This window comes from Emticicia sp. TH156, assembly GCF_002855535.1.
GTDB lineage: Bacteria > Bacteroidota > Bacteroidia > Cytophagales > Spirosomataceae > Emticicia > Emticicia fluvialis.
In genome coordinates this window covers 1-21,827 of record NZ_PKRS01000015.1, presented here as the reverse complement: position 1 = coordinate 21,827, position 21,827 = coordinate 1, and the positions used below count along the sequence as shown (strand labels likewise).

At 41.2% G+C, this 21,827-nt stretch carries 20 protein-coding genes; 9 read left to right on the top strand and 11 right to left on the bottom strand.

The genetic code is table 11. The features are described from left to right. Positions 1–162: 162 nt before the first annotated feature. The 3 genes from C0V77_RS21535 to miaB are packed head-to-tail and all read right to left on the bottom strand — an operon-like array spanning position 163 to position 3,474. Complete coding sequence (locus C0V77_RS21535; RefSeq protein WP_229236346.1) at positions 163–654, bottom strand: LptE family protein; 492 nt, start codon at positions 652–654, stop codon at positions 163–165. Positions 655–703: 49 nt separating this feature from the next. Then, positions 704–2,017, bottom strand: coding sequence for a sigma-54-dependent Fis family transcriptional regulator (locus C0V77_RS21530; RefSeq protein ID WP_101728462.1), 1,314 nt, complete (start codon positions 2,015–2,017; stop codon positions 704–706). A gap of 8 nt (positions 2,018–2,025) precedes the next feature. Continuing rightward, on the bottom strand, positions 2,026–3,474 hold the full coding sequence (gene miaB / locus C0V77_RS21525) for a tRNA (N6-isopentenyl adenosine(37)-C2)-methylthiotransferase MiaB (protein WP_101728461.1): 1,449 nt from the start codon (positions 3,472–3,474) through the stop codon (positions 2,026–2,028). Between the two features lie 228 nt (positions 3,475–3,702). Between miaB and C0V77_RS21520 the strand changes: the two genes are divergently transcribed. Beyond that, on the top strand, positions 3,703–5,019 hold the full coding sequence (locus C0V77_RS21520; RefSeq protein WP_101728460.1) for a gluconate:H+ symporter: 1,317 nt from the start codon (positions 3,703–3,705) through the stop codon (positions 5,017–5,019). On the opposite strand, the gene C0V77_RS21515 is transcribed toward C0V77_RS21520, so the two are convergent. Then, positions 5,020–7,527 carry a BamA/TamA family outer membrane protein gene (locus C0V77_RS21515; protein ID WP_101728459.1) on the bottom strand — a complete coding sequence of 836 codons (2,508 nt, stop codon included), beginning with the start codon at positions 7,525–7,527 and terminating at the stop codon, positions 5,020–5,022. Positions 7,528–7,540: 13 nt separating this feature from the next. Here C0V77_RS21515 and C0V77_RS21510 point away from each other — a divergent pair, with 13 nt between their 5' ends. Beyond that, entirely contained in the window at positions 7,541–8,290 is a 750-nt protein-coding gene (locus tag C0V77_RS21510) for an RNA methyltransferase (RefSeq protein WP_101728458.1), read from the top strand. 8 nt (positions 8,291–8,298) lie between these two features. Beyond that, on the top strand, positions 8,299–8,871 hold the full coding sequence (locus tag C0V77_RS21505; RefSeq protein WP_101728457.1) for a pentapeptide repeat-containing protein: 573 nt from the start codon (positions 8,299–8,301) through the stop codon (positions 8,869–8,871). Here the strand turns inward: C0V77_RS21505 and C0V77_RS21500 are convergent. After that, positions 8,868–9,383, bottom strand: a complete 516-nt coding sequence (locus C0V77_RS21500; protein ID WP_101728456.1) for an N-acetyltransferase — start codon at positions 9,381–9,383, stop codon at positions 8,868–8,870. The two genes, C0V77_RS21505 and C0V77_RS21500, sit on opposite strands and share 4 nt — an antisense overlap. An 85-nt stretch (positions 9,384–9,468) precedes the next feature. Here C0V77_RS21500 and C0V77_RS21495 point away from each other — a divergent pair, with 85 nt between their 5' ends. After that, a complete protein-coding gene (locus C0V77_RS21495; RefSeq protein WP_101728455.1) occupies positions 9,469–10,446 on the top strand; it encodes a bifunctional helix-turn-helix transcriptional regulator/GNAT family N-acetyltransferase in 978 nt (325 codons plus the stop codon). A gap of 74 nt (positions 10,447–10,520) precedes the next feature. Here the strand turns inward: C0V77_RS21495 and clpB are convergent, their stop codons facing one another. Next, positions 10,521–13,139, bottom strand: a complete 2,619-nt coding sequence (clpB, locus tag C0V77_RS21490; protein ID WP_101728454.1) for an ATP-dependent chaperone ClpB — start codon at positions 13,137–13,139, stop codon at positions 10,521–10,523. A 168-nt stretch (positions 13,140–13,307) separates the two neighbouring features. On the opposite strand from clpB, the gene C0V77_RS21485 reads away from it, so the two are divergent. Next, positions 13,308–13,922 carry a YigZ family protein gene (locus tag C0V77_RS21485; RefSeq protein ID WP_101728453.1) on the top strand — a complete coding sequence of 205 codons (615 nt, stop codon included), beginning with the start codon at positions 13,308–13,310 and terminating at the stop codon, positions 13,920–13,922. Positions 13,923–13,975: 53 nt separating this feature from the next. Here C0V77_RS21485 and C0V77_RS21480 read toward each other — a convergent pair whose 3' ends face one another. The 3 genes from C0V77_RS21480 to C0V77_RS21470 form a co-directional block, all read right to left on the bottom strand. Continuing rightward, on the bottom strand, positions 13,976–14,266 hold the full coding sequence (locus tag C0V77_RS21480) for a hypothetical protein (RefSeq protein ID WP_101728452.1): 291 nt from the start codon (positions 14,264–14,266) through the stop codon (positions 13,976–13,978). Positions 14,267–14,814: 548 nt separating this feature from the next. Next, the gene (locus C0V77_RS21475) at positions 14,815–14,991 is read right to left on the bottom strand and encodes a twin-arginine translocase TatA/TatE family subunit (RefSeq protein ID WP_101728451.1); all 177 of its coding nucleotides are present in this window, start codon (positions 14,989–14,991) and stop codon (positions 14,815–14,817) included. A gap of 91 nt (positions 14,992–15,082) precedes the next feature. After that, positions 15,083–15,514: a YkvA family protein gene (locus C0V77_RS21470; protein WP_101728450.1), complete on the bottom strand. Its 432-nt coding sequence runs from the start codon at positions 15,512–15,514 to the stop codon at positions 15,083–15,085. A gap of 347 nt (positions 15,515–15,861) precedes the next feature. On the opposite strand from C0V77_RS21470, the gene C0V77_RS21465 reads away from it, so the two are divergent. The 3 genes from C0V77_RS21465 (at position 15,862) to secG (ending at position 18,084) form a co-directional block, all read left to right on the top strand. Next, positions 15,862–16,806 (top strand): malate dehydrogenase, encoded by a 945-nt coding sequence (locus C0V77_RS21465; protein ID WP_101728449.1) that lies wholly within the window; start codon positions 15,862–15,864, stop codon positions 16,804–16,806. Positions 16,807–17,001: 195 nt separating this feature from the next. After that, complete coding sequence (locus tag C0V77_RS21460) at positions 17,002–17,664, top strand: hypothetical protein (RefSeq protein ID WP_101728448.1); 663 nt, start codon at positions 17,002–17,004, stop codon at positions 17,662–17,664. 54 nt (positions 17,665–17,718) lie between these two features. Beyond that, positions 17,719–18,084 carry a preprotein translocase subunit SecG gene (gene secG / locus C0V77_RS21455; RefSeq protein ID WP_101728447.1) on the top strand — a complete coding sequence of 122 codons (366 nt, stop codon included), beginning with the start codon at positions 17,719–17,721 and terminating at the stop codon, positions 18,082–18,084. 64 nt (positions 18,085–18,148) lie between these two features. Here secG and C0V77_RS21450 read toward each other — a convergent pair whose 3' ends face one another. After that, positions 18,149–18,511 (bottom strand): DUF2304 domain-containing protein, encoded by a 363-nt coding sequence (locus C0V77_RS21450; RefSeq protein ID WP_101728446.1) that lies wholly within the window; start codon positions 18,509–18,511, stop codon positions 18,149–18,151. 153 nt (positions 18,512–18,664) lie between these two features. Then, positions 18,665–19,906: an ABC transporter permease gene (locus C0V77_RS21445; RefSeq protein WP_101728445.1), complete on the bottom strand. Its 1,242-nt coding sequence runs from the start codon at positions 19,904–19,906 to the stop codon at positions 18,665–18,667. Positions 19,907–20,166: 260 nt separating this feature from the next. On the opposite strand from C0V77_RS21445, the gene C0V77_RS21440 reads away from it, so the two are divergent. After that, the gene (locus C0V77_RS21440; RefSeq protein ID WP_101728444.1) at positions 20,167–21,735 is read left to right on the top strand and encodes a M20/M25/M40 family metallo-hydrolase; all 1,569 of its coding nucleotides are present in this window, start codon (positions 20,167–20,169) and stop codon (positions 21,733–21,735) included. The last annotated feature ends 92 nt before the right edge of the window (positions 21,736–21,827 follow it).

Here is a 21,827-nt window from a genome sequence, read left to right as displayed (position 1 = left end):
AAGGGGTTTCGATTCGTTAATCGAAGAACAAAGGTAGTACAGAAATTTTATTCTAACGACGAATGAAGCAAAATAACTTAAAAAAATACAACTGAAAAGCAAAATTATCTTATTAAATCTATTTTAATCCAGGTTTCTGAAAACCAGCAATTACAGTGAGCCCTACCATTGTGCGGCGGTGTCATTGAAGATATTCAGCACAAGCTGGTCAAGTATTTTTGGCACCAGCGCCGACTCTACCTGGGTGAGGGTTTGCTCTTGCGAGAAGTCCTGATAGAAGGAAAATTCTTTTTCAAAACTTTCATCTTCATTTTTGGTATTGACAAACCTAACCTCTACCCTAATTGTAAGTCGGTTCTGGGCCGCCTTGTCGCTGGCGGTTGCACCTACCGGGGTTAATTCATAACCTACAATAGAGCCTTCCAGATAAAGATCGCCGTCTACCGGCTTCAGTTTCAGATTAGAGTTACGCTGGTAGTATTCCTTTAGCTTTTCAGTAAAGGTAAGCGTAAGGTTAGCAGGTCCACCTGCGGTATTCATCACAAAATTCTGGATGGTAATGGTTTTCAGGTCATCAGACAGTTTAGCACTGCTGAACGAATAAATTTTACAAGAACCTGCCAGCAAAGCCAAACCCACGATGCAAAGCATCATATTCAGCTTTTTAAAAAACGTAATCTCCCTGATTTTTATCTCAAAAGGCCTATTCATCTTCAATATCGTATTGCTTTATTTTCCGGTAAAGTGTTCGTTCAGAAATACCAAGGTCTGAAGCGGCATATTTGCGTTTAAAGCCGTTTTTCTTCAAAGCCTTAATAATCATCTCTTTTTCCTGTTTTTCTAAAGAGAACGAATCTTCCTGGGTTTCGTGAGATATGTCTTCAATATTATTTCTGTCGTCCTGTATTTCATCAATTTTGATAAACCCGTCTTTATCAACCGGCTGATATGGCTGATACGGAGCAGCTGGCATCGGGCTGTATAATGTCTGTGGCACCAGCGATACGTTTTCGTCTGAATGGATGCCATTAAACAGTTCGCTGTGCTGCTTCATCATTTCGGGGTTAACCTGCCCACCCTGCATTAACGACAAAACCAGCTTCTTGAGGTCGGTCATGTCTTTCCGCATATCAAAAAGAACTTTATAAAGCAGGTCTCTTTCAGAAATACCAGAATCGTTGCCGCCATTCATGCCTCGCAGAAGCGCAGGTAAACCACTCGCCTGTTCGCGTGGAAGATACTTAGCCAGAATCTCAGCCGATACCAGCCTTTCTGTTTCAAGAATGGTAATCTGTTCAGCTATGTTTTTAAGCTGACGTATATTACCGGGAAAACGGAAATTCATGAGTAACTGTGTGGCACTTTCAGTAAGCTCAATGGGCTGGATATGGTTTTTATCCGCAAAATCGGCAGAGAATTTCCTGAAAAGCAAGTCTATATCGTATCCTCGTTCTCTCAGCGGCGGCACATAAATGGGCACCGTATTTAAACGGTAATACAAATCTTCTCTGAACTTGCCTCTCTCTACCGCGTCAATCAGATTAACGTTGGTGGCAGCCACTACGCGCACATCTGTTTTCTTGACTTTAGACGACCCCACCGGTATAAACTCGCCGTTCTCCAATACACGAAGCAGGCGCGCCTGCGTGCCAATTGGTAGCTCGGCAATTTCATCCAGAAAGATGGTACCCGAATTGGTGGTTTCAAAATACCCTTTGCGGTCGTCAATAGCGCCTGTAAATGAACCCTTTACGTGTCCGAACAATTCAGAGTCTATGGTTCCTTCAGGAATAGCGCCACAGTTTATGGCAATGAATGGCCCGTGTTTACGGGTACTGAGCGCATGAATAATTTTAGAGAAAGATTCCTTCCCGCTTCCGCTCTCTCCGGTTATTAGTACAGTCAAATCAGTAGGAGCTACCTGTATAGCAATGCTCAGGGCATAGTTCAAGGCAGGGGCATTGCCAATAATACCAAAGCGATTTTTAACTGATTGTATTTCTGAGTTGTTGGTCATTTGTAATTCTAAGCTAAAACGTCTTCCACTGCCTTTCCTATCAAGGTAGCTGCGGTGCACTCAGTTACCAGCACATTAACGTAGTCACCTTTTTTAAAGTTTTCTTTCGGGAAAACAATCATCTTATTCTGGTCATTTCTACCACATAAATGCTCAGCCGAACGTTTCGAGAAGCCTTCTACCAAAACGCGGTGCACCTTACCTATGGCCATCTGGTTACGTTCGAGCGAATGTTGCTGCTGTTTGTTTATCACTTCTGTCAGGCGACGATTCTTAACCTCAGCCGGTATATCGTCAACCAGTTTTTTGGCCGCTGGTGTGTTGGGTCTTTCAGAGTAGGCAAACATATAGCCGTAGTCATATTTCACGTAGTCCATCAAAGAGAGAGTTTCCAGATGGTCTTCTTCGGTTTCAGTGCAGAAACCGGTAATCATGTCCTGAGAGATACCACACTCAACACCCAGTATTTCACGAATTCTGTCAATTTTGCCCATGTACCATTCACGGTCGTATGTACGGTTCATCAGCTCAAGAATCCGGCTGCTACCGCTTTGTGCAGGCAGGTGAATGTACTTACAGATGTTGCCATAGTTTTTCATGGTGTAAAGTACCTCATCTGTAATGTCTTTAGGGTGCGATGTCGAGAAACGCACACGCAAATCAGGATGAACCAGCGCTACCATTTCCAACAGGTTAGCAAAGGTGGTAGTGTTTTCAGTCTGATTTTCGTCTGTTCCTTTCCATTTGTAAGAGTCAACATTCTGGCCCAGTAGCGTTACTTCCCTGTAACCCTGTTCAAACAATTCTCTGGCTTCTTTCACAATAGAGAACGGGTCACGGCTGCGCTCACGGCCACGGGTAAATGGCACTACACAAAAGCTACACATGTTGTCGCAGCCACGCATAATGCTGATAAAGGCAGTAACGCCGTTTGAATCAAGCCTGATAGGGGTAATATCAGCATAGGTTTCTTCTCTTGAAAGAAACACATTAACAGCCTTGTGGCCGTCTTCAACTTCGTTTATCAGATTCGGCAAATCCCGGTAGGCATCAGGGCCTACCACCATATCCACAATTTTTTCTTCTTCCAGAAACTTGGTTTTCAATCGTTCAGCCATACAACCCAGCACACCAATTTTTACATTGTTTTGCTTTTTCTTCATAGGCACCAGATGCTGCAAACGATTACGCACCTTTTGTTCGGCGTTTTCTCTGATAGCGCAGGTGTTCAGCAGAATCAGTTCTGCCTCTTCAATTTTAGAAGTAGTGGCAAATCCGTTTTCTCTTAAAATAGACGCCACAATTTCGCTGTCTGCAAAATTCATCTGGCATCCGTAGCTTTCTATATACAGCTTGCGCTTGTTTTCGCCATTTTCATCTACGCTGATGCGGGCTATATCCAAATCTTTCTTATCTTCTTCTTTCAGAATCTCTAATCTGCCTGTTACTAATTCCATGATTGATTGCTACCTTGATTTAAAAAAACAACCCTGCTGATAAAAATAAAGTTCTACTGCTTATCAGCAATGCCGCTCAATTCAGACACAAAATTAAGATAATACTGACAGATTGTCAGCAATAAAAGAAATAATTTATGTTAAAAGGCCAGATACCGGTTTAAACCCTATCAGTTTTGAATAATCCTTTGTATTTTGCTTCACTTTCAACCTTAAAACTATTGCTTTATGCCGTTGCTCATTACTGTTATTGGGCTTATAGTGCTGATTCTGCTCATATCCTACTTTAAACTGCATACTTTTCTTTCTTTTCTGGTTGTTTCGTTAGGCGTAGGCCTGGCCCTGCAAATGGCACCTTCACAAATTTTACAGGCAATACAACATGGCATGGGCAGCACATTGGGCTCAATCGTATCTATTATTGCACTAGGTGCTATGCTGGGCAAGCTGGTAGCACAAAGCGGCGCAGCCCAAAGAATATCAGTAAAAATGATGAACATCATCGGTACAGGATATGTACGCTGGGCGTTTATGATAACAGGCTTTATAGTAGGCCTGCCGCTTTTTTATTCGGTAGGCTTCATGTTGCTGGCGCCGCTGGTTATTACGGTGTCATATCGTTACAAGCTACCTGCGGTTTATATTGCTTTACCCATGCTGGCTTCGCTTTCTGTTACGCAGGGTTATCTGCCGCCCCACCCTGCCCCATTGGCTTTGGTAAAACAGTTTAATGTTGACATGGGCCTCACACTTTTCTATGGTATTATTGTAGCCATACCTGCCATTCTGATTTCCGGAGCGCTATTTGGCGCAACAGTAAAAAAGTACATTACCCTGCCCAATAAAGCATTTATTGCCCCTGATCTGGCAGAAAAAGAGATGCCATCCACTTTTATCAGTTTTGCTTCCGTTTTGTTACCAATATTGTTAATCGGCATTTCAACCTTGCTAATTCCTTATTTTCCGGAAAATTCTTTTAGCTCTCATGCCATCACTTTTGTTGGCGACCCTATTGTAAGTATGTTTATTTCTGTTCTGTTTGCGGCATACTTTCTGGGCATAAAACAACATAAGAAAATGGCAGAAGTAACGGTTCTGCTGGGTGATTCGGTAAAGGAAGTGGCCATGCTGTTTCTTATCTTTGGTGGGGCAGGTGCCTTAAAGCAGGTTTTGACAGAAGGCGGTGTAAGCCAGTCAATAGCGGGTATGATGCAGGCATCTTCTATGCACCCCCTTGTGCTTGCCTGGGGCATGGCGGCAATTATCAGGGTGGCCGTTGGTTCATCAACGGTTTCGGGCATTACTACTGCTGGCTTTGTGGCGCCATTGCTGGCTGCCACCCACACTGAACCCCATTTAATGGTGTTAAGTATTGGCGCAGGCAGTATGATGTTCTCTCATGTGAATGATGCCGGCTTCTGGCTTTTCAGAGAGTATTTTCAGCTGTCAATGGCAGATACCCTTAAAACCTGGTCGGTTATGGAAACATTGGTTTCAGTTTCGGGGTTGGCCGGGGTAATGGCTTTAAATGCTTTTATTGGCTGATTAAAACGGATAACCAATAGCAAAGTGAAATACCGGATAATACTCATTGCTACGGCCGAGGCGTGTTTTGTCGAGTACAAACCTGTCGCCTTCTTTTCTTGATGGATCAATTACTTTTACTCCCCAGTCAAATCGTGCAATGAAATAGTCAAGGTCCAGGCGGATACCCGCACCGGTGCCAACAGCGAATTCCTTATAGAAACGCCCCCAGTTAAAATTAGCTTCATTGAATTTAGAGTTAATCTGGTACCATTTCCAGACGTTTCCGGCATCAATAAAGAATCCGGCGTTCCAGTTGCCAATAAACCTGAACATAAATTTACGATACTCTAAACTGCCTTCCATCAGAATATCACCAGGCTGCTGAAAGAAACGGTTACCTACCGTTACACCCTGTGCCGACCCCGGCCCTAAAGCTCTGGGTCGCCACGCTCTGATACTGTTGGGACCACCGATAAAGAAGTTCTTTTCGAAAGGCAAAGCCTGATTATCGCCATAAGGATGGGCTACTCCTACATTAATGCGGTAAGCCCATGAATCACGTGAGTTAATAGGGATATACCGTCTGAAATCTATGTTGATTTTCACAAATCTGAAATAAGCCCGCTGGTTGGTATCAATAGGAAACAACCGGTCTATGAATCTGATTTTATTTTTATCCGGGAAAAAGTTGATGGCCGTACCACCGGATTCAACAAAAATTCTCAGAAATTTAGCTCTGATATTTTTGCCTTGTACCTGATTGTTGTATATATAACTACCGCTGATGCTGGATACAAACTGGGGGTCAAACAATACTTTCAGGTTGTTGCCCCGCAAGGCCTCTGAGGTAAGGATAGAGTCAAATGCTCTGCTTTTATAGGGCGTATTGATAAGGTTGATATCAAATGGAGATATCTGAATGGTTTCATATTTTGATTTCAGCCATGAGTAGTTACCTGTTAACCTGAAAACCTGCCGGCGATATAACTGCTGCGAAGAGTTATTATAGCTCAATGCCACCTGCGTGCGTGGGCTTTTCAGGCTTAGTAAATTGGCAACTTTGTTCAGAAAAATAATTTTCGGAAAATTAAAAGCAAGGTTGGCCCCTAGCTCACGGCTGCGCTGCACGGTGGTATCAAGCCCCGGCTGGCCTTCAAGGTTAGCACGCAGGCCCAACTCTGTGGTTTCAAGCGCGCTTAGTAAATTTCTGGCTCTTAAAGACACATTGGCCCCGCCACCTAAAATTCCGTTTATATTGTTTACATCAAAATTATAGGATGCCGTGTACTTTGGGTTAGTTGGTGCAATTATTTCTGTTCTTAGCTTGTTATCGGGCAATTGAGTAAACCTGATATTGGCAAAAGCAAACTGGTCAAGCCCATATAATTGCCTGTTTGTTTCGTTTACTTTTGAAATCCTGAAAAGCTGGCCTGGCCGTATCAGAATCTTTTTATCAAGCAGCCTGGACGGAAAGCGCTTCCCTATAAATGAATAATCAATGTTGTTGTAGCTTACGTGGGTGGTATCGCCTTTACTGATGGCTTCGCCTGATGGATCTGCTGAAACAAAATAAACTGATTCAATTCTGAACTGCTCATGCTGGTTTCTGAAAGGTGGGCTATTAACCAACATTTTAATATTTACCCTGTAATTACGCTTGATGTAGTCTGTGGTGTCAATTTCGGCAGCAATTGAGTTTTTAGCTATAAAGTTGTAATAACCTTCGTCTTTCAGAGTCAGCTCAATTCTGGCTTTTTCAAGGGTTATGTTGTTCATATCTAGCCTTTGGCCACTTTTTATTAATCTAGCGTTCGTATTAAGGCGCAGAATACTATCAATACGAGGATCCTCAATGGCATAATTGACGGTGTCAATGTAGTAGGCATTCTTTTCTTCTACGTGGTAAGTTAGTTTTATACCCCTTTTGCTGGCAGCAGAGTCAATGTCATATACAACGGTGTTGTCAAAAAAGCCTTTGTTATAAATATATTTCTGTATGTTTTCTGAGGTATGTTTAATGGCCGCCTCGGTAATTTTTGCCGGGGGCTCGCCAACGTTTTTCATCCACCAGTTTTCACCAGTATCGAGCCTGTCCTGATAAACAGATACTTTTTTTTGGTATCGCTTTCTTTTTTTCTCAATTTCTGCATCAAAATTAACCGGGCTTGGTAACGCCTTCAGTTTGCTGTCCCAGCGGTCGCGTCGTGTCTTGATTTTCTGTTGGCTATAAAAATTTTTACCAAAGTTATACAGCCCCACATAAGGAGTAACCGGTAAATTGAATGGTCGTCGGTTCGGCTTTTGTGCAGGAGGAATGAGATACTCTAATTCTTCAGTTGGAATTTGTTTATTACCTTTGATGGCCAGACTATGCAAACGATATTCGTCTGGCGCTAACTGAACCTTTCTTGAACAAGCAGTAAAAATCAGAAAAAGTAAAGGCAGAAATTTTATTTTATCAGACAAGACAATCCCTGGCTTTTTTTTATCTGGTGTATGTCCTGACGAAAAATAATTAAAACGCATAAATATTAAGGGTATGTTTTCAAAGCAGCAACAAAAATACGTTCAATCCTTACAAATCAAAAAATATCGGCAAGAACACCAGTCTTTTTTAGTAGAAGGCGCTAAAAGTGTTTTAGAGTTGATAAACTCTGATTTTGAAATTGAGCTGCTGCTATGCACAACTAAGTTTTTTGATGAAAACGAAAAAAAACTAAAAAAAATATCGGTTGAGCAAATTTCACAGACCGAACTGGAGAAAACAAGTACGCTTCAAAGTAATGATGCCGCCGTTGCTGTGGCACAAATGAAACCCAATGAATCATTAAATGCTGCTGAAAATGAATTTGTTCTGGTTCTGGATGATATCCGTGACCCTGGTAATCTGGGTACCATTATCCGCATTGCAGACTGGTATGGTATAAAAAAATTGATATGCTCTGAAACCACCGTTGATTTGTACAACCCAAAAGTAATTGCCGCTTCAATGGGTTCTTTTACTCGCATAAAAGCCTTTTATACAAACCTAACAGAATATTTTAAAGAAAACCAGCATCATAATAAAGCTGCCGTTATCGGCACTTTTCTGAACAGTGCCAGCCTACATCAATTTGCATTTCCTGCATCAGGCTATATTGTTTTAGGTAACGAATCAAACGGTATTGGCGCAGGGGTTGAGCAATTTGTAACTCACAAAGTTACTATACCGCGGTTTGGCCTTGCAGAGTCTTTAAATGTGGGTATTGCCACTGCCATTGTTTTAGATAATTTAAAGCGAAACCAATAACTGATTTTATGAGTATCAGCTACTTTGAAGGCAAAACCTTCGAAAAAATCGATTTTAGATTCAACCCTTTACCAAAAGGCGAATATGAAGACTGTATTTTCAGTAACTGCAATTTTGCTGAATTGCACCTCTCAACCTGTATCTTCTCTGATTGCGTTTTTAAAGATTGTAACCTGAGTATGGCTCATACAAGGGGAACATCGCTAAAAAACGTTAAATTTTTAGACTGCAAACTTTTAGGTGTGCACTTTGACCAGTGCAATACTTTTCTTTTTGAGGTAGGATTTCAGAATTGCCAGCTTAATCTTTCAACGTTTCTGGGCTTAAACCTTAAGAAAACCAGTTTTAAAGATACTACGCTACACGAGGTTGACTTCTCGGACGCTGATTTAAGCACGGCTATTTTTGATAATTGCGATTTAACCCGTGCTGTTTTCAGCAATACTAACCTGGAAAAAACAGACTTTAGGTCTTCCTATAACTACTCCATAGACCCTGAACGCAACAAATTAAAAAAGGCTAGATTTTCGCTGCAAGGCTTAGGTGGGTTGTTAGATAAGTATGGTATTGTTATCAGTTAAAGTTCCTTAATGCTGATTTCGAATAAACCCAGTGTAACACCCCAATAGTGTTTTGGCAGATTACCTGAGGCCTCAATCAGTTTCATACCTGCATAATGAAAGCCCGCATGCAGGTACAACTGATGCAGGCGGGCGTTGTCTTGCCAGGTATCAAGTCTTACAAAGCCTAAATTCTTATTTTTGGCCGTTTTAATTGCCCAGTCAGTAATAATTTTAACGAACCCTTTACCTCTGAAATCCGGACTGGTACAAATACGATGGATGTAAATGGCAGCATCTTTGTCTTTTTCGTCCCAGATGTCGGGGTCATTAAAGGCTGTCATAAACACACAGGCTACCTGGCCATCTATCATTATTTTCCATTGTCGGCCTTCTTCAATTTCTTTTACTACTACCGGCTTGTCAAAGCCTTTCCAAACCAGATTACTAACGGCTTTCTGATGTGCAATGGCATTATCATAAAAATTCATTAAGGTATCCAAATCGTTTATTCCGGCATTTACTATCTGCATGTGAATCTATTTTTTTGTAAAAGTTTGCAAAGAAAAATTATTATCCAAATATTTGCGTAACTAATTACGTAACTACTTACATAAAATGGATTTAATATCTGATTTGGGTGCGTTGGCACTAGGAAGCCGGTTAAAAAGATTAAGCGACCGCATGATGAAGTCGGTTTCAGAAATCTATAAAAGTTCAGGGGTTGATTTTGAGTCGAAATGGTTTCCGATTTTCTACGTTTTAAGTAAAGAAGGAGAAAAAGGCATAATGGAAATTGCTGAAACATTAAATATAACCCACCCGGGTGTAATACAGATAGCCAGAGAGATGGAAAAGGCTGGCTGGATAACATCAGTAAAATCAGGAACAGACGGCCGCAAAAGGCACTTGAAACTCACAGAGAAAGCCTACCAGAATTTGCCTCAACTGGAAGAAATGTGGGTAAGCTTTAAGGAAAACAATGAAAAAATCATTCGCGCCTCTCAACATAATATTCTTAAGGCTATGCAGCAGATAGAAGATTTTCTGGACAAGAATGACTTTAAACGCCAGTATTATGAAACTTTTGAAGAACTGAAACAGTCGAAGATTGACATTCAACTGTTTGATGAAAAATATCAGACACAGGTTGAAGATATGGTACTGGGTATCCAGAACGGCGAATTTAACCTGGGCTTAACAGCCCAGCGCCAACCGGATTTACATAATTTGAAAGCGTTTTATAACGACAGGGGAAATTTTCTCTGGGTGGCAACTAACAACAAAGATGAAGTAGTTGGCACCATAGGCCTAGAAAGGCTTAACAACGAACAAGCGGTTTTAAGAAAGATGTTTATTAAGCAGGAATACCGAGGCAAAGCACTGGGGCTTGCGCAAAGACTTTTTGAAATTTTGGTACTAGAAGCCCGTAAGCAACATTTTAAAGAAATTTTGCTGGATACCCCACTGGTTACGCACGCCGCCCATCGCTTTTATGAGCGCAATGGCTTTGATCTGATCAGCAATGATGCCGTGCCGGAAAATTATATACTTCCGAAGGGAATAGAATTAAAAATATACCGACTAAAATTGTAGGGCCGGCCAGCCATGAGAATAAAAAAAATTGCCGCTGAAAAAATCGACGGCAATTGCTCTTAATCATTTAGCTATTATTCAATCTCAAATTCACTGTTTCCAACGTTTTCAAACACTATTTCGCCATCATGCCCCAATTCCATCATAATTACAGAATCTTTGTGAACCTTCCCTGATAGAATACCTTTAGATAATTCGTTCAGAATCTTGCGCTGCAATACACGTTTCAAAGGTCTGGCGCCAAAGCTTGGGTCATACCCTTCTTCACCTAGTTTGGCCAATACTTCATCGGTGGCTTCTAATGTTATTCCTTGCTCTGCCACTCGGCTCTGAATCTGTTTGAACTGAATACCGATAATTTTTTGCAGATTCAGTTTACTTAATGGCTCAAACAACACAATTTCATCAATACGGTTCAAAAACTCAGGTCTCACATAGGCTTTCAGTTGGTCAAGCACAGCATTTTTGGCCTCTTCCAGAATCAGATGATAATTCCAGCCTTCGTTTTCGGCAAACTTCTCCTGAATAATGTTACTACCCATGTTCGATGTCATGATGATAATCGTATTCTTGAAGTTAGCCACACGGCCTTTGTTGTCGGTCAGGCGGCCTTCATCCAATACCTGCAGCAGAATATTCCAAACATCGGGGTGCGCCTTTTCAATTTCGTCAAGAAGAACCACACTGTAAGGTTTTCTACGTATTGCCTCAGTTAACTGCCCGCCCTCATCGTATCCGACGTATCCAGGAGGAGCCCCTACCAGCCTGCTTACCGCATGGCGTTCCTGATACTCACTCATATCTATTCTTACCAGTGCGTTATCGTCATTGAAAAGATATTGCGCAAGCGCTTTTGCCAATTCTGTTTTACCTACACCCGTTGGCCCTAAGAACAAGAAACTGCCTATAGGCCGTTTGGGGTCTTGCAAACCGGCTCGAGAGCGACGTACAGCATCGGCCACCACTTTTATGGCTTCGTCCTGCCCTGCAACCCTGTTATGCAACTCTGTTTCCAGATGCAGTAATTTGTCACGTTCGCTCTGCAACATTTTAGCCACCGGTATGCCCGTCCACTTAGCCACTACTTCTGCAATGTTTTCTGCCGATACTTCTTCGTTTAATAAAGTGGCCTGCCCGTTGTTGGCATCTTTCTGAATCTGGTTAAGTCTGTTGTTTGCCTCTACCAGTTTACCATAACGAATCTCCGCTACCTTACCGTAATCGCCGGCACGTTCGGCCTGCTCAGCTTCCAGTTTCAGCTGCTCAATCTGTTCTTTTAATGAACGTAATTCATTAATAGACCCTTTCTCATTCTCCCATTTGGCTTTTAGTTCGTTGCGTCTTTCGCTCAAATCGGCTATTTCTTTATTCAGAATACTTTCTTTATCCTTATTGCTCTCTCTCCTAATGGCCTCTCTTTCAATTTCAAGCTGCATAATCTTTCTGTTCAGCTCATCCAGTTCTTCTGGCATGGAGTCCATTTCAAGGCGCAATTTAGAAGCAGCCTCGTCCATCAAGTCAATGGCCTTGTCGGGCAGAAACCGGTCTGATATATATCTGTCCGATAACTCTACTGCGGCAATAACGGCATCATCCTGAATGCGCACGCCGTGGTGCAATTCATATTTTTCTTTAATACCCCGTAGAATAGAAATGGCATCAGGCACATTCGGTTCATCAACCATTACCGACTGAAAACGACGTTCAAGGGCTTTATCTTTTTCTATATATTTCTGGTACTCGGCCAGTGTAGTTGCACCAATGGTGTGTAATTCGCCGCGAGACAAGGCAGGTTTCAATAAATTGGCGGCATCCATTGCGCTTTCTCCACCGGCGCCAGCTCCAATAAGCGTGTGAATCTCATCAATGAAAAGCACCATCTCTCCTTCCGAATCCGTTACCTCTTTAATCACTGCTTTCAGGCGTTCTTCAAACTCGCCTTTATATTTGGCACCGGCTATCAGTAAACCCATATCAAGCGATACTATGGTTTTTGATTTCAGGTTTTCCGGCACGTCGCCAGACACTATTCTTTGCGCCAGGCCTTCAACAATGGCGGTTTTACCAACTCCGGGCTCACCTAAAAGTATAGGATTATTTTTGGTACGGCGCGATAAAATCTGAAGCACACGCCTGATTTCATCGTCACGGCCAATTACGGGGTCAATTTTGCCTTGTCGAGCCAAATCATTCAGATTTTTGCTGTAACGAGCAAGGGCTTGATAAGTGTTTTCTGCGTTCTGGTCTTTCACTGGATTATTTTTTCCTCTCAATTCCTGTATGGTGGATTTTAGTTCTTTTTCTTTAAAGCCTGCTTCTTTCATCAGGGCAGCAACCGGGTCTTTACCCGATAACAAGCCCAGATAAAGCAATTCTACGCTCACAAACTGGTCGTTAAATTCTTTCAGATAGTTCTGAGACTTAGCCAATGCGGCAGAAAGTTCATTACCCAGATAGGCCTGTGCCCCACTTACTTTCGGATAACCATTTACTATGGCCTCTAAACGACTGACAAGCAATTGCTGATTTACGTTCAGTTTATTGAGCATAAAAGATGAAGTGCCGGCATCTTCTTCTAAAATTGCCTTCAACAAGTGCCCGGTTTCCACAGCCTGCTGCATATTTCCCTGGGCTATCTGCACCGCTTTCTGGATAACCTCCTGTGCCTTTATGGTATATTGATTGAAATTCATTTGCTTTCAAATTTTGTATAATTCTTAATACACAAAAAATATGCAGACCCTGCATTTCCGGAAAAATTGACAGAAAACAACCGATACTCAATGCAAACAAAGACAAAACGACCGCTTTTTTATTTATGTTTAAGATTTTTAGCATTTTTGAGGTCTCATTCTGACAGTATGCTTTTCGAAGACACTTATACAACCATTGCTAAACCAACCGAGGGGCTTTATAAAGACCGCGGAAGTAAATTTCTGGCTTTTGCGTATCCTATAACCAGCGAGCAGGATATAAAAAAACATCTGGACACACTCCGTAGCCATCACCCAAAGGCTAATCATCATTGCTATGCTTATAGAATGGGTACCGACCGCAATCAGTTCAGAGTTAATGATGATGGCGAACCTTCCGGCTCGGCCGGAAGACCCATACTGAATGTTTTGCTCTCTAAAGACCTTACCAATTTACTGGTAGTGGTGGTGCGGTATTTTGGTGGCACTTTGCTGGGTGTACCAGGCCTGATAAATGCCTATAAGTCGGCCACGGCAGAAGCCCTGGACAATGCCGAAACCATTGAAAAAACCGTGAATGATATTTATGAAGTGAGTTTTGACTTCGAGTATATGAACGATGTAATGAAGGTAGTGAAAGAATTTTCGCTTAAAATCAGTAATCAGGTTTATGATAACCGTTGCACACTTACTGTTGAAGTGAGAAAGGCCATGCTGAATCAGGTTCTGAACAAAATAGAGAAGATTAACAGTGTAACCGCTGTTTACAAAAACACCGTATAAAAAAAGCAAGGCACAGGGCCTTGCTTAATTTTACTTATTTGATTTATAGTTTGTTAGAAGATCCTTGAGAATGCAACTGCAACAAATACAAAAATAGATGCCCACATAGGTACACGACGCGCTTTGTAAACTGCTACTTTAAAAACTTTCAGGTACTCCAGCCTTAACCATACCACAACCGCCAGCAACAAAAACATAACCGCACTTGAGAACTTAAATGCCATGGCATGCGCCTGATTCTGCGAGAAAAACAGGAAGACATTTACCAATAAAAGTAGGATTCCAAGAAGAGTAAATACTTTGATTGTCCAGGTGTAAGTTTCTTTGTCTATGTTATTTCTCATGATTTTGTTGTTTAAGTACACAAATGTAAAATAATTATTAAGTCTGTGTCAAGTATTTTTAAATAAATTTTGCATTTCTTGATAATCACAAAATATAATTCTGACAGCAAACTAAATTATGTATCTTTTAATATTAGAATAATACAATAATTATTTTCACAAATCAGCAAATACACGTTTCAAAACAGATAAACTTCACACAAAAAATTCAAAAAACTCAAAAATAAGGTTAAATCGAATCAGAGAACAGCAGCACAAGAAATATAACTTTACTAATATTATTTGAAGAAACTCAGTTCTATTGCCATATAACTAAACCAAACAAGCAATAAATAAACTCGATAAAACTGCTTAAGTTGTAAAGCAGTAAATTAAACGGAAAGAAAAAAAACTGAATGAGCCTAAAGCGGGATGTAGAAGTCAGGAGCTAAAAATGCAGAGTTTGAAAATCAGGATGAAGGTTATCCTAAAAACAAAAAAACAATAACATAACATGAAAAACATGAATGCTATTGTTTTATAGTTAGGGCCGTAAGAAGGAAACAATATTATTTTTCTTCAGTTGCAGCCTTTTCGATATTTTCTTTTACTTCGCGAGAAGCATCTTTGAATTCACGGATACCTTTTCCTAAACCACGAGCCAACTCAGGAAGTTTTTTCGCTCCGAAGAAGAATAGGACAACGACTAAAATCAAAACCATCTCAGTTGTTCCAAGACCAAACATGATGTAATAAGTTTAAAGTTTTCTACAATAATTTAATACAAATATAAACGAAATTTGAACAATTAAAAAATTAAATTGCACTTAAAATGCATTACACAGATAGTGGCACTTTCTTTTTCCACTGCTCAAATTTCTCGATTTCATCACTGATGCTTTTGATTATAAACATCAGCAAAGCAACGTCGTCGGTTAACCCGACAAAAGGCAGAAAATCGGGCAGAATATCTATTGGCGAAACAAAATAGATAAACCCCGCTATCACTTTCAAGAGATTCTGAATCTCGATGTTCCTGTATTCTCCTGTGGCATACGACTTTATCAATCCACCCAGCAACACAACCTTGTCGCGCAATATATCAACGGTAGTGCCAACACCCAGGCTTTGTACTTTGACAAGCGCATTCTTTAATAGTTTAAGCAGACTATGCGCATTTTTTGCAAGTCTTGGTGCTCTTCTTAGTGCAGTTTTATAAAATACCGATTCCAGTACTTTAGAAATCAATTGGTTGGTCTCTGATGCCATGCAGGTTTTAAATAGCTATTATACGGTTAATAAACGCAATAAATACCAAAAAAGGTAAGGCGTTGAGAAAAAATACAAAAAAAACACTTAAAAACGTTGTATTATATTAGTTTTGTCCAATAAATTTGAGCAAAATTTCCTGTTTACCTTTTTTTGATTGTACATGCAGGGCAGATAACCCCAAAATATATGTATTTACACTCAATCGGGGTTTTACGGGTTACCATTTACATTCATTTTTTTACATATTTTATGAAACTTCATGTTGCTAAATTTTACCCCTGGGCATGATATGTTTCTAACAAACAAGCTTTTATACAGAGCATTTTAGGGGTATAATTACCGAAATGAAAGTAACCGTAGTTGGAGCAGGCGCTGTTGGTGCAACCACAGCCGATAACATCGCTCGTAAGCAGATTGTCGATGAAGTAGTATTGTTAGATATTAAACAAGGAGTAGCCGAAGGAAAAGCTATGGACTTAATGCAAACCGCTTCTCTGGAAGGATTTGACACTAAAATCATAGGCTCAACTAATGACTACGCCAAAACTGCCAAGTCTGACGTGGTGGTGATTACCTCCGGCTTACCACGTAAACCGGGTATGACCCGCGAAGAACTGATAGGCATTAATGCCGGTATTGTGAAAGGTGTAGTAACGCAGATTCTTACTTACTCGCCTAAAGCCATTTTATTGATTGTTTCAAACCCGATGGATACTATGACCTACCTTGCTTTGCAGGTGGCTCAGTCTTTAGGGGTAAATAAAAAACGTGTAATAGGTATGGGCGGTGCGTTAGACTCATCTCGCTTCCGTTATTACCTTTCGCAGGCAATGGGTGTTTCTCAGGGCGACCTGCACGCTAATGTAATTGGTGGCCACGGTGATACTACCATGATTCCGCTGACACGTCTGGCTACCTGGAATGGTATTCCTGTAAGCCGCTCTTTGTCAAAAGAAGCGTTGGCTAAAGTGGCAGCCGATACAATGGTGGGTGGAGCTACCCTGACAGGCCTGCTTGGCACCTCAGCCTGGTATGCTCCGGGTATAGCTGCCTGCTCAATGGTTGAGGCCATCATCCGTGACGAAAAACGCGTAGTGCCAGCCTCAGTTTCATTAAATGGCGAGTATGGCCAGAAAGACATCTGTCTGGGTGTACCAGTAGTTTTAGGTAGAAATGGTTGGGAGAAAATAATTAACTACCGCCTGAACAAAGAAGAACAAGCTGCATTTGCCAAATCAGCTGATGCCGTTAGAAACATGAATAATGTACTTAGCACGCTAAGCATCTAATTGCTTAAAGTTGTAAGGCTTTCGCATACATTCAGAAATCTCGCAGTTATAGCGCTGCGAGATTTTCTTTTCTATGGTCGGATTATAAAACACAATAAAAAACAATTGCTGTTTTATGTTTATATTTGATTAACAAACCGGATTACACCGGCTCAATTTTACTACCTGATTGTTTATAACTAACGGTGCATTCCTATGCTTGATAAAAATAACTTTATAGACCTACTTAATAACCCGCAATCACTTAGCCTTAACGATACTATGTTTCTGGAAAATGCCACCAAAAAGTATCCTTATTTTCAGTTGGGGTATACCATGATTGCCAAGGGTATCTACCTGAAAGCCCCTGAAATTGCACATGATGCCATCCGTAAGGCTGCTATTTATGCATTAAGCAGAAACGCGCTCAGAAAAGTAATTGAAAACGATATGGACTGGAACATTACTTCTTCCATGCGTTTCAATGAAAGCCCGGCAGAGGCCAGATTCTCTCAGGATTCAATAGAAGAAGAGCTGAATCGTGAAAAACTGGAAGAAGAGCTGATAGAATCAATCGCCAAGCCTGCCTTAAGAAACATACAGGAAGAACAACTGGCTATTATTGAGCAATTTATAAAAAAAGAGCCGCGTATTCAGCCCATCAGAACAGTGGCAGCCGGCGAAGAAGTTGAAGACCTGAGCGAAGTGAGTACAACCCTTCAGGGCCCGCTTCTGACAGAAAGCTACGCCAAAATATTAGCCCGGCAGGGGCGTTTTGAACAAGCCATAGAAGTTTATAAAAAACTTATTGCTAAAAATCCCGGAAAAAATACTTACTTTGCAGAAAAAATTACGGAATTAGAAAAAAAGAGACTCTGACACCAGAGCCTGACCTATAAAAATCATTGTTAATAGATAATTATAATTGAAAAAATGTACACTACAATCTTAGTTTTGATGGTTATTGTTGCCATTCTGTTAGTTTTAATTATTTTAATTCAAAATCCAAAAGGTGGTGGCATATCAAGCGAGTTTAGTGGTGCCGGTTCACAAATGTTTGGCGTACAACGTACGGGAGACCTTTTGGAACAACTGACGTGGGGCTTTTTTGTTTTTATAATTGTAGGTGCCCTTGTTTCGGGTATATTTGTAGACAAAACCGGTGCTGATGCACAAGACAACGGCCTTAATGTAGAGAAAGCCCAGTCTCGTCCGGCTACTGCTCCGGCACCTGCCCCAACGCAGACACCTGCTAACACAACACCAGCCAATACAACACCTGCTCAACCGCAGAAATAATCATATTAATGTACTGAAAAAGCCTGATAAGCATTTGCTTGTCAGGCTTTTCTATTTTCGTTTTTTATTCCTTATTCAGCTCTTTTTTTGCTTTCTCTTCGTTTTCCTGTTTTAAAAGCGCTATTTCCTGTGCTAACCTGGTTACGTTTTTTTGCAGTTTAGAGTTAACTATCGACAAATGCAACAGATAAATCAGAATAAGAAATATAAAACCCGTAAAAACAAGATTAGGCGCTTCGTAAACCCCAAACAAGCGGGCCATTACTTCCAGCCCGTCTCTCCAAATGGCAAATATGCCCAGAAGAACCGTACAAACTAACCACACAATGGCATATTCTTCACGTAGCTTACCCTTTAAAATCAACCAGCCAATAGATAGAAGAAATGCAAAATTAATAACAATAGTAATAATCTGAATACGAGCCATAGCGTATGCCGTTTACGTATAAAAAAAAACTTAGCTGCTGTTACAGCAACTAAGTAAAAATAACAAATTTTGCTTTTATAGTTGAAACACGAGAGGTTTACCTTCACATAAATTCTTAAAAACGGATATGGAAATGATAGCAGACAATGGTTGTTATTCGTATCTCAATGATTCAATCGGATCTAGTTTTGAAGCCTTGTAAGCCGGATAAATGCCCGAAATAATACCTACAATTACGCATACAATAATACCCATGATCATCCAGCCCCAGGGCACAATAAAGCTGCTCTTATCGCTGATTACCCTGGCAATTACATTACCAACCGAAATACCCAGCACAATACCGCCAAGCCCACCTAAAATACAGATAGTAATGGCTTCCATTAAAAACTGCAATCTGATTTTGAAAGGCGTGGCACCAATGGCTTTTCTGATGCCAATCTCTCTTGTACGCTCAGTAACCGAAACCATCATGATGTTCATAAGCGCAATAGATGCACCAAGAAGTGTAATAATGCCGATACCAAACCCACCTACCCGCAAATACCCGGTTACCTCTTCAAAGTCTTTGGCCAGTGCATCAGAGCGCTCCATCTCAAAAGATTTCGGCTTGCTTACAGGGTCTCTTCTTACGCGTCGCATCACTGCCTCGGCTTCCCCCATTATGTAGTCCATATCCGAAACGTTAGGCACAGAGGTTGTAATATCAAAAGTAAGGGTTCTGTTTCCGGCAATCTGCCGGCCTGTTTCCAGCGGCACAAGTGCCACGCGGTCGTCTCCGCCCCCGTTTATACTTCCTTTTTTCTCCAGTACACCTATTACCTTAAATCTTAATCCCATCAGGGTTATGTCTTTATCAATAGGGTTCTCTTTCGGAAACAATAAGGTAGACAATTCATTGCCAAGAATCACAACGTTATTGGTAAAATCAATATCATTTTTATTAATATCTCTTCCTGCCTGCAGTTTATAACCTTTTATTGTCAAGAAATCTTCGTCGATACCTCTTATCTGGGTATTGGGGTTTGTTTTAATAGATTTATATTTCAATTGGGCTGCCCCAGCCACATTTGTATAAATACTGATAGTTGCCGAGGTTTTACCCTGAAAAAGTTCTTTATACAATTTAGCCTGCCGGTAGTCAATAGGTGGTACGTCCTTCTCCTCTACCCCGCCGCTTCGGCGTCGCCAGGGCCTTGGGCCAATGATATCGAAAGAGTTTGCCCCAAGCCCGGCAAAACTATTGTCTACTGAGCTCTGCATGCCATCTATGGCAGTAAGAATACCCACTAATGAGGTAATACCAATTGCAATAATTAACGCTGTAAGCACTGTGCGAAGCATATTGCCTTGTATAGACCGGAGTCCTTCACGAACATTTTCTTGTAAATTCATTTAATCAAAGCTTGATTTGCAGAGAGAAGTATAAGATATTTCTATCAAAATTTATAATGACAAAGTTCATTAAGAGTTTTGAAACCAGCAAACCAATGGAATAACTGAATCAGCCGTTTATCATTATTTTTAAACGAATCGTCTCTTTTTTATCCAAATGAGGTTGCGGTCTTTTACTTTTAAATCAAATTTAAGGTACATCAGCTGTTATTTGTCTAATTTAGACCTTTCAATTAACCTCAGCAAACAAAATCTCGTTTATGAAAAAAACTACCTTTCTTGTTGTTGCCGCATTTAGCTTATCTCTCGGCCTGGGTTTTGCGCAAACCAAAGATACCCCAAAAGACCCCGTAATTGCAGGTATCATTAAAGAAGCCAACGACAACTCTCAACTTGAAAAATTAGCAACCGAATTAATGGACGGTATCGGCCCGCGTCTCGTAGGCTCACCTCAAATGAAACAAGCGCACGATTGGGCCATTGAAAAATACAAACAATGGGGCATTAGTGCCAGAAATGAAAAATGGGGCGAATGGCGCGGATGGGAAAGAGGAGTATCGCATATAGATATGGTGTATCCGCGTGTTAAATCTTTAGAAGGTATGCAGCTAGCCTGGAGCCCCAGCACCAAAGGGCAATCAGTAGTAGGCGAAACCATTATCATTCCTGATGTGGCCGATTCAGTAGAATTCAAAAAATGGCTGCCCAACGTAAAAGGCAAATTTGTGTTGATAAACATGAACCAACCAACCGGACGCCCGGATTACAACTGGGAAGAATTTGGAACAAAAGAATCTATTGAAAAAATGAAAGCTGCCCGAACCGCTCAGACAGAAGCCTGGGCCAGGCGAATCAGCAAAACGGGTCTTGCCGGAAGTGCAAAGGCGCTTCCGCTCGCATTAGAAAAAGCCGGAGCAGCGGGCATTGTAATGAGCTATTGGTCAAGAGGTTTTGGAGCAAACAAGATTTTTGGCGCCAATACAAAAACTATCCCGACTGTTGATATTTCGTTGGAAGATTATGGCCTTCTTTATCGTTTGACGGAATCGGGCATTAAGCCCAAAATCAGTGTCCGTGCCGACTCAAAAGAGCTGGGAGTTGTGCCTACCTTCAATACCATTGCCGAAATTAAAGGCACAGAAAAACCTAACGAATATGTTATGCTATCTGCCCACTTCGACTCTTGGGATGGTGGCACAGGTGCAACCGACAACGGCACAGGCACCATTGTAATGATGGAAGCCATGCGCCTATTGAAGAAGTTTTACCCGAACCCGAAAAGAACTATTCTGGTTGGCCATTGGGGAAGCGAAGAGCAGGGACTGAACGGCTCAAGAGCGTTTGTTGAAGACCATCCTGAAATTGTATCAAATCTGCAGGCGCTGTTTAATCAGGATAACGGTACAGGCCGGGTAATTAATATCTCTGGCCAGGGCTACCTGCATGCTTATGATTACATTGGCAGATGGCTAGCCAAAGTACCTGCCGAGTATAAAAAAGGACTGGAAACCCGTTTTCCGGGTGCTCCGGGAGCAGGCGGTTCAGACTTTGCCTCTTTTGTTGCCGCTGGTGCGCCTGGCTTTTCGCTTAGCTCATTAAACTGGTCTTATGGCACCTATACCTGGCACACCAACCGCGATACTTACGACAAAATAGTGTTTGATGATGTACGTAACAATGCTATTCTGGCTGCTATTCTTGCATATCAGGCTAGTGAAGACCCGACCAGAACATCAACCGAAAAAAGTGTTCTGCCATTGAACGAAAAAGGTGAACCTTCTGCCTGGCCGGCTAAACGAAGCCCGAACAGAAAAGGTGGTTTAGATTAAGAGCCTGTTTAAATTTTATTCAATAAATGTTTTATAGCAGAAACTTTAACTATTTCTTCTGCCGTTTCCATAAGCAATTCATAATTTCTGCA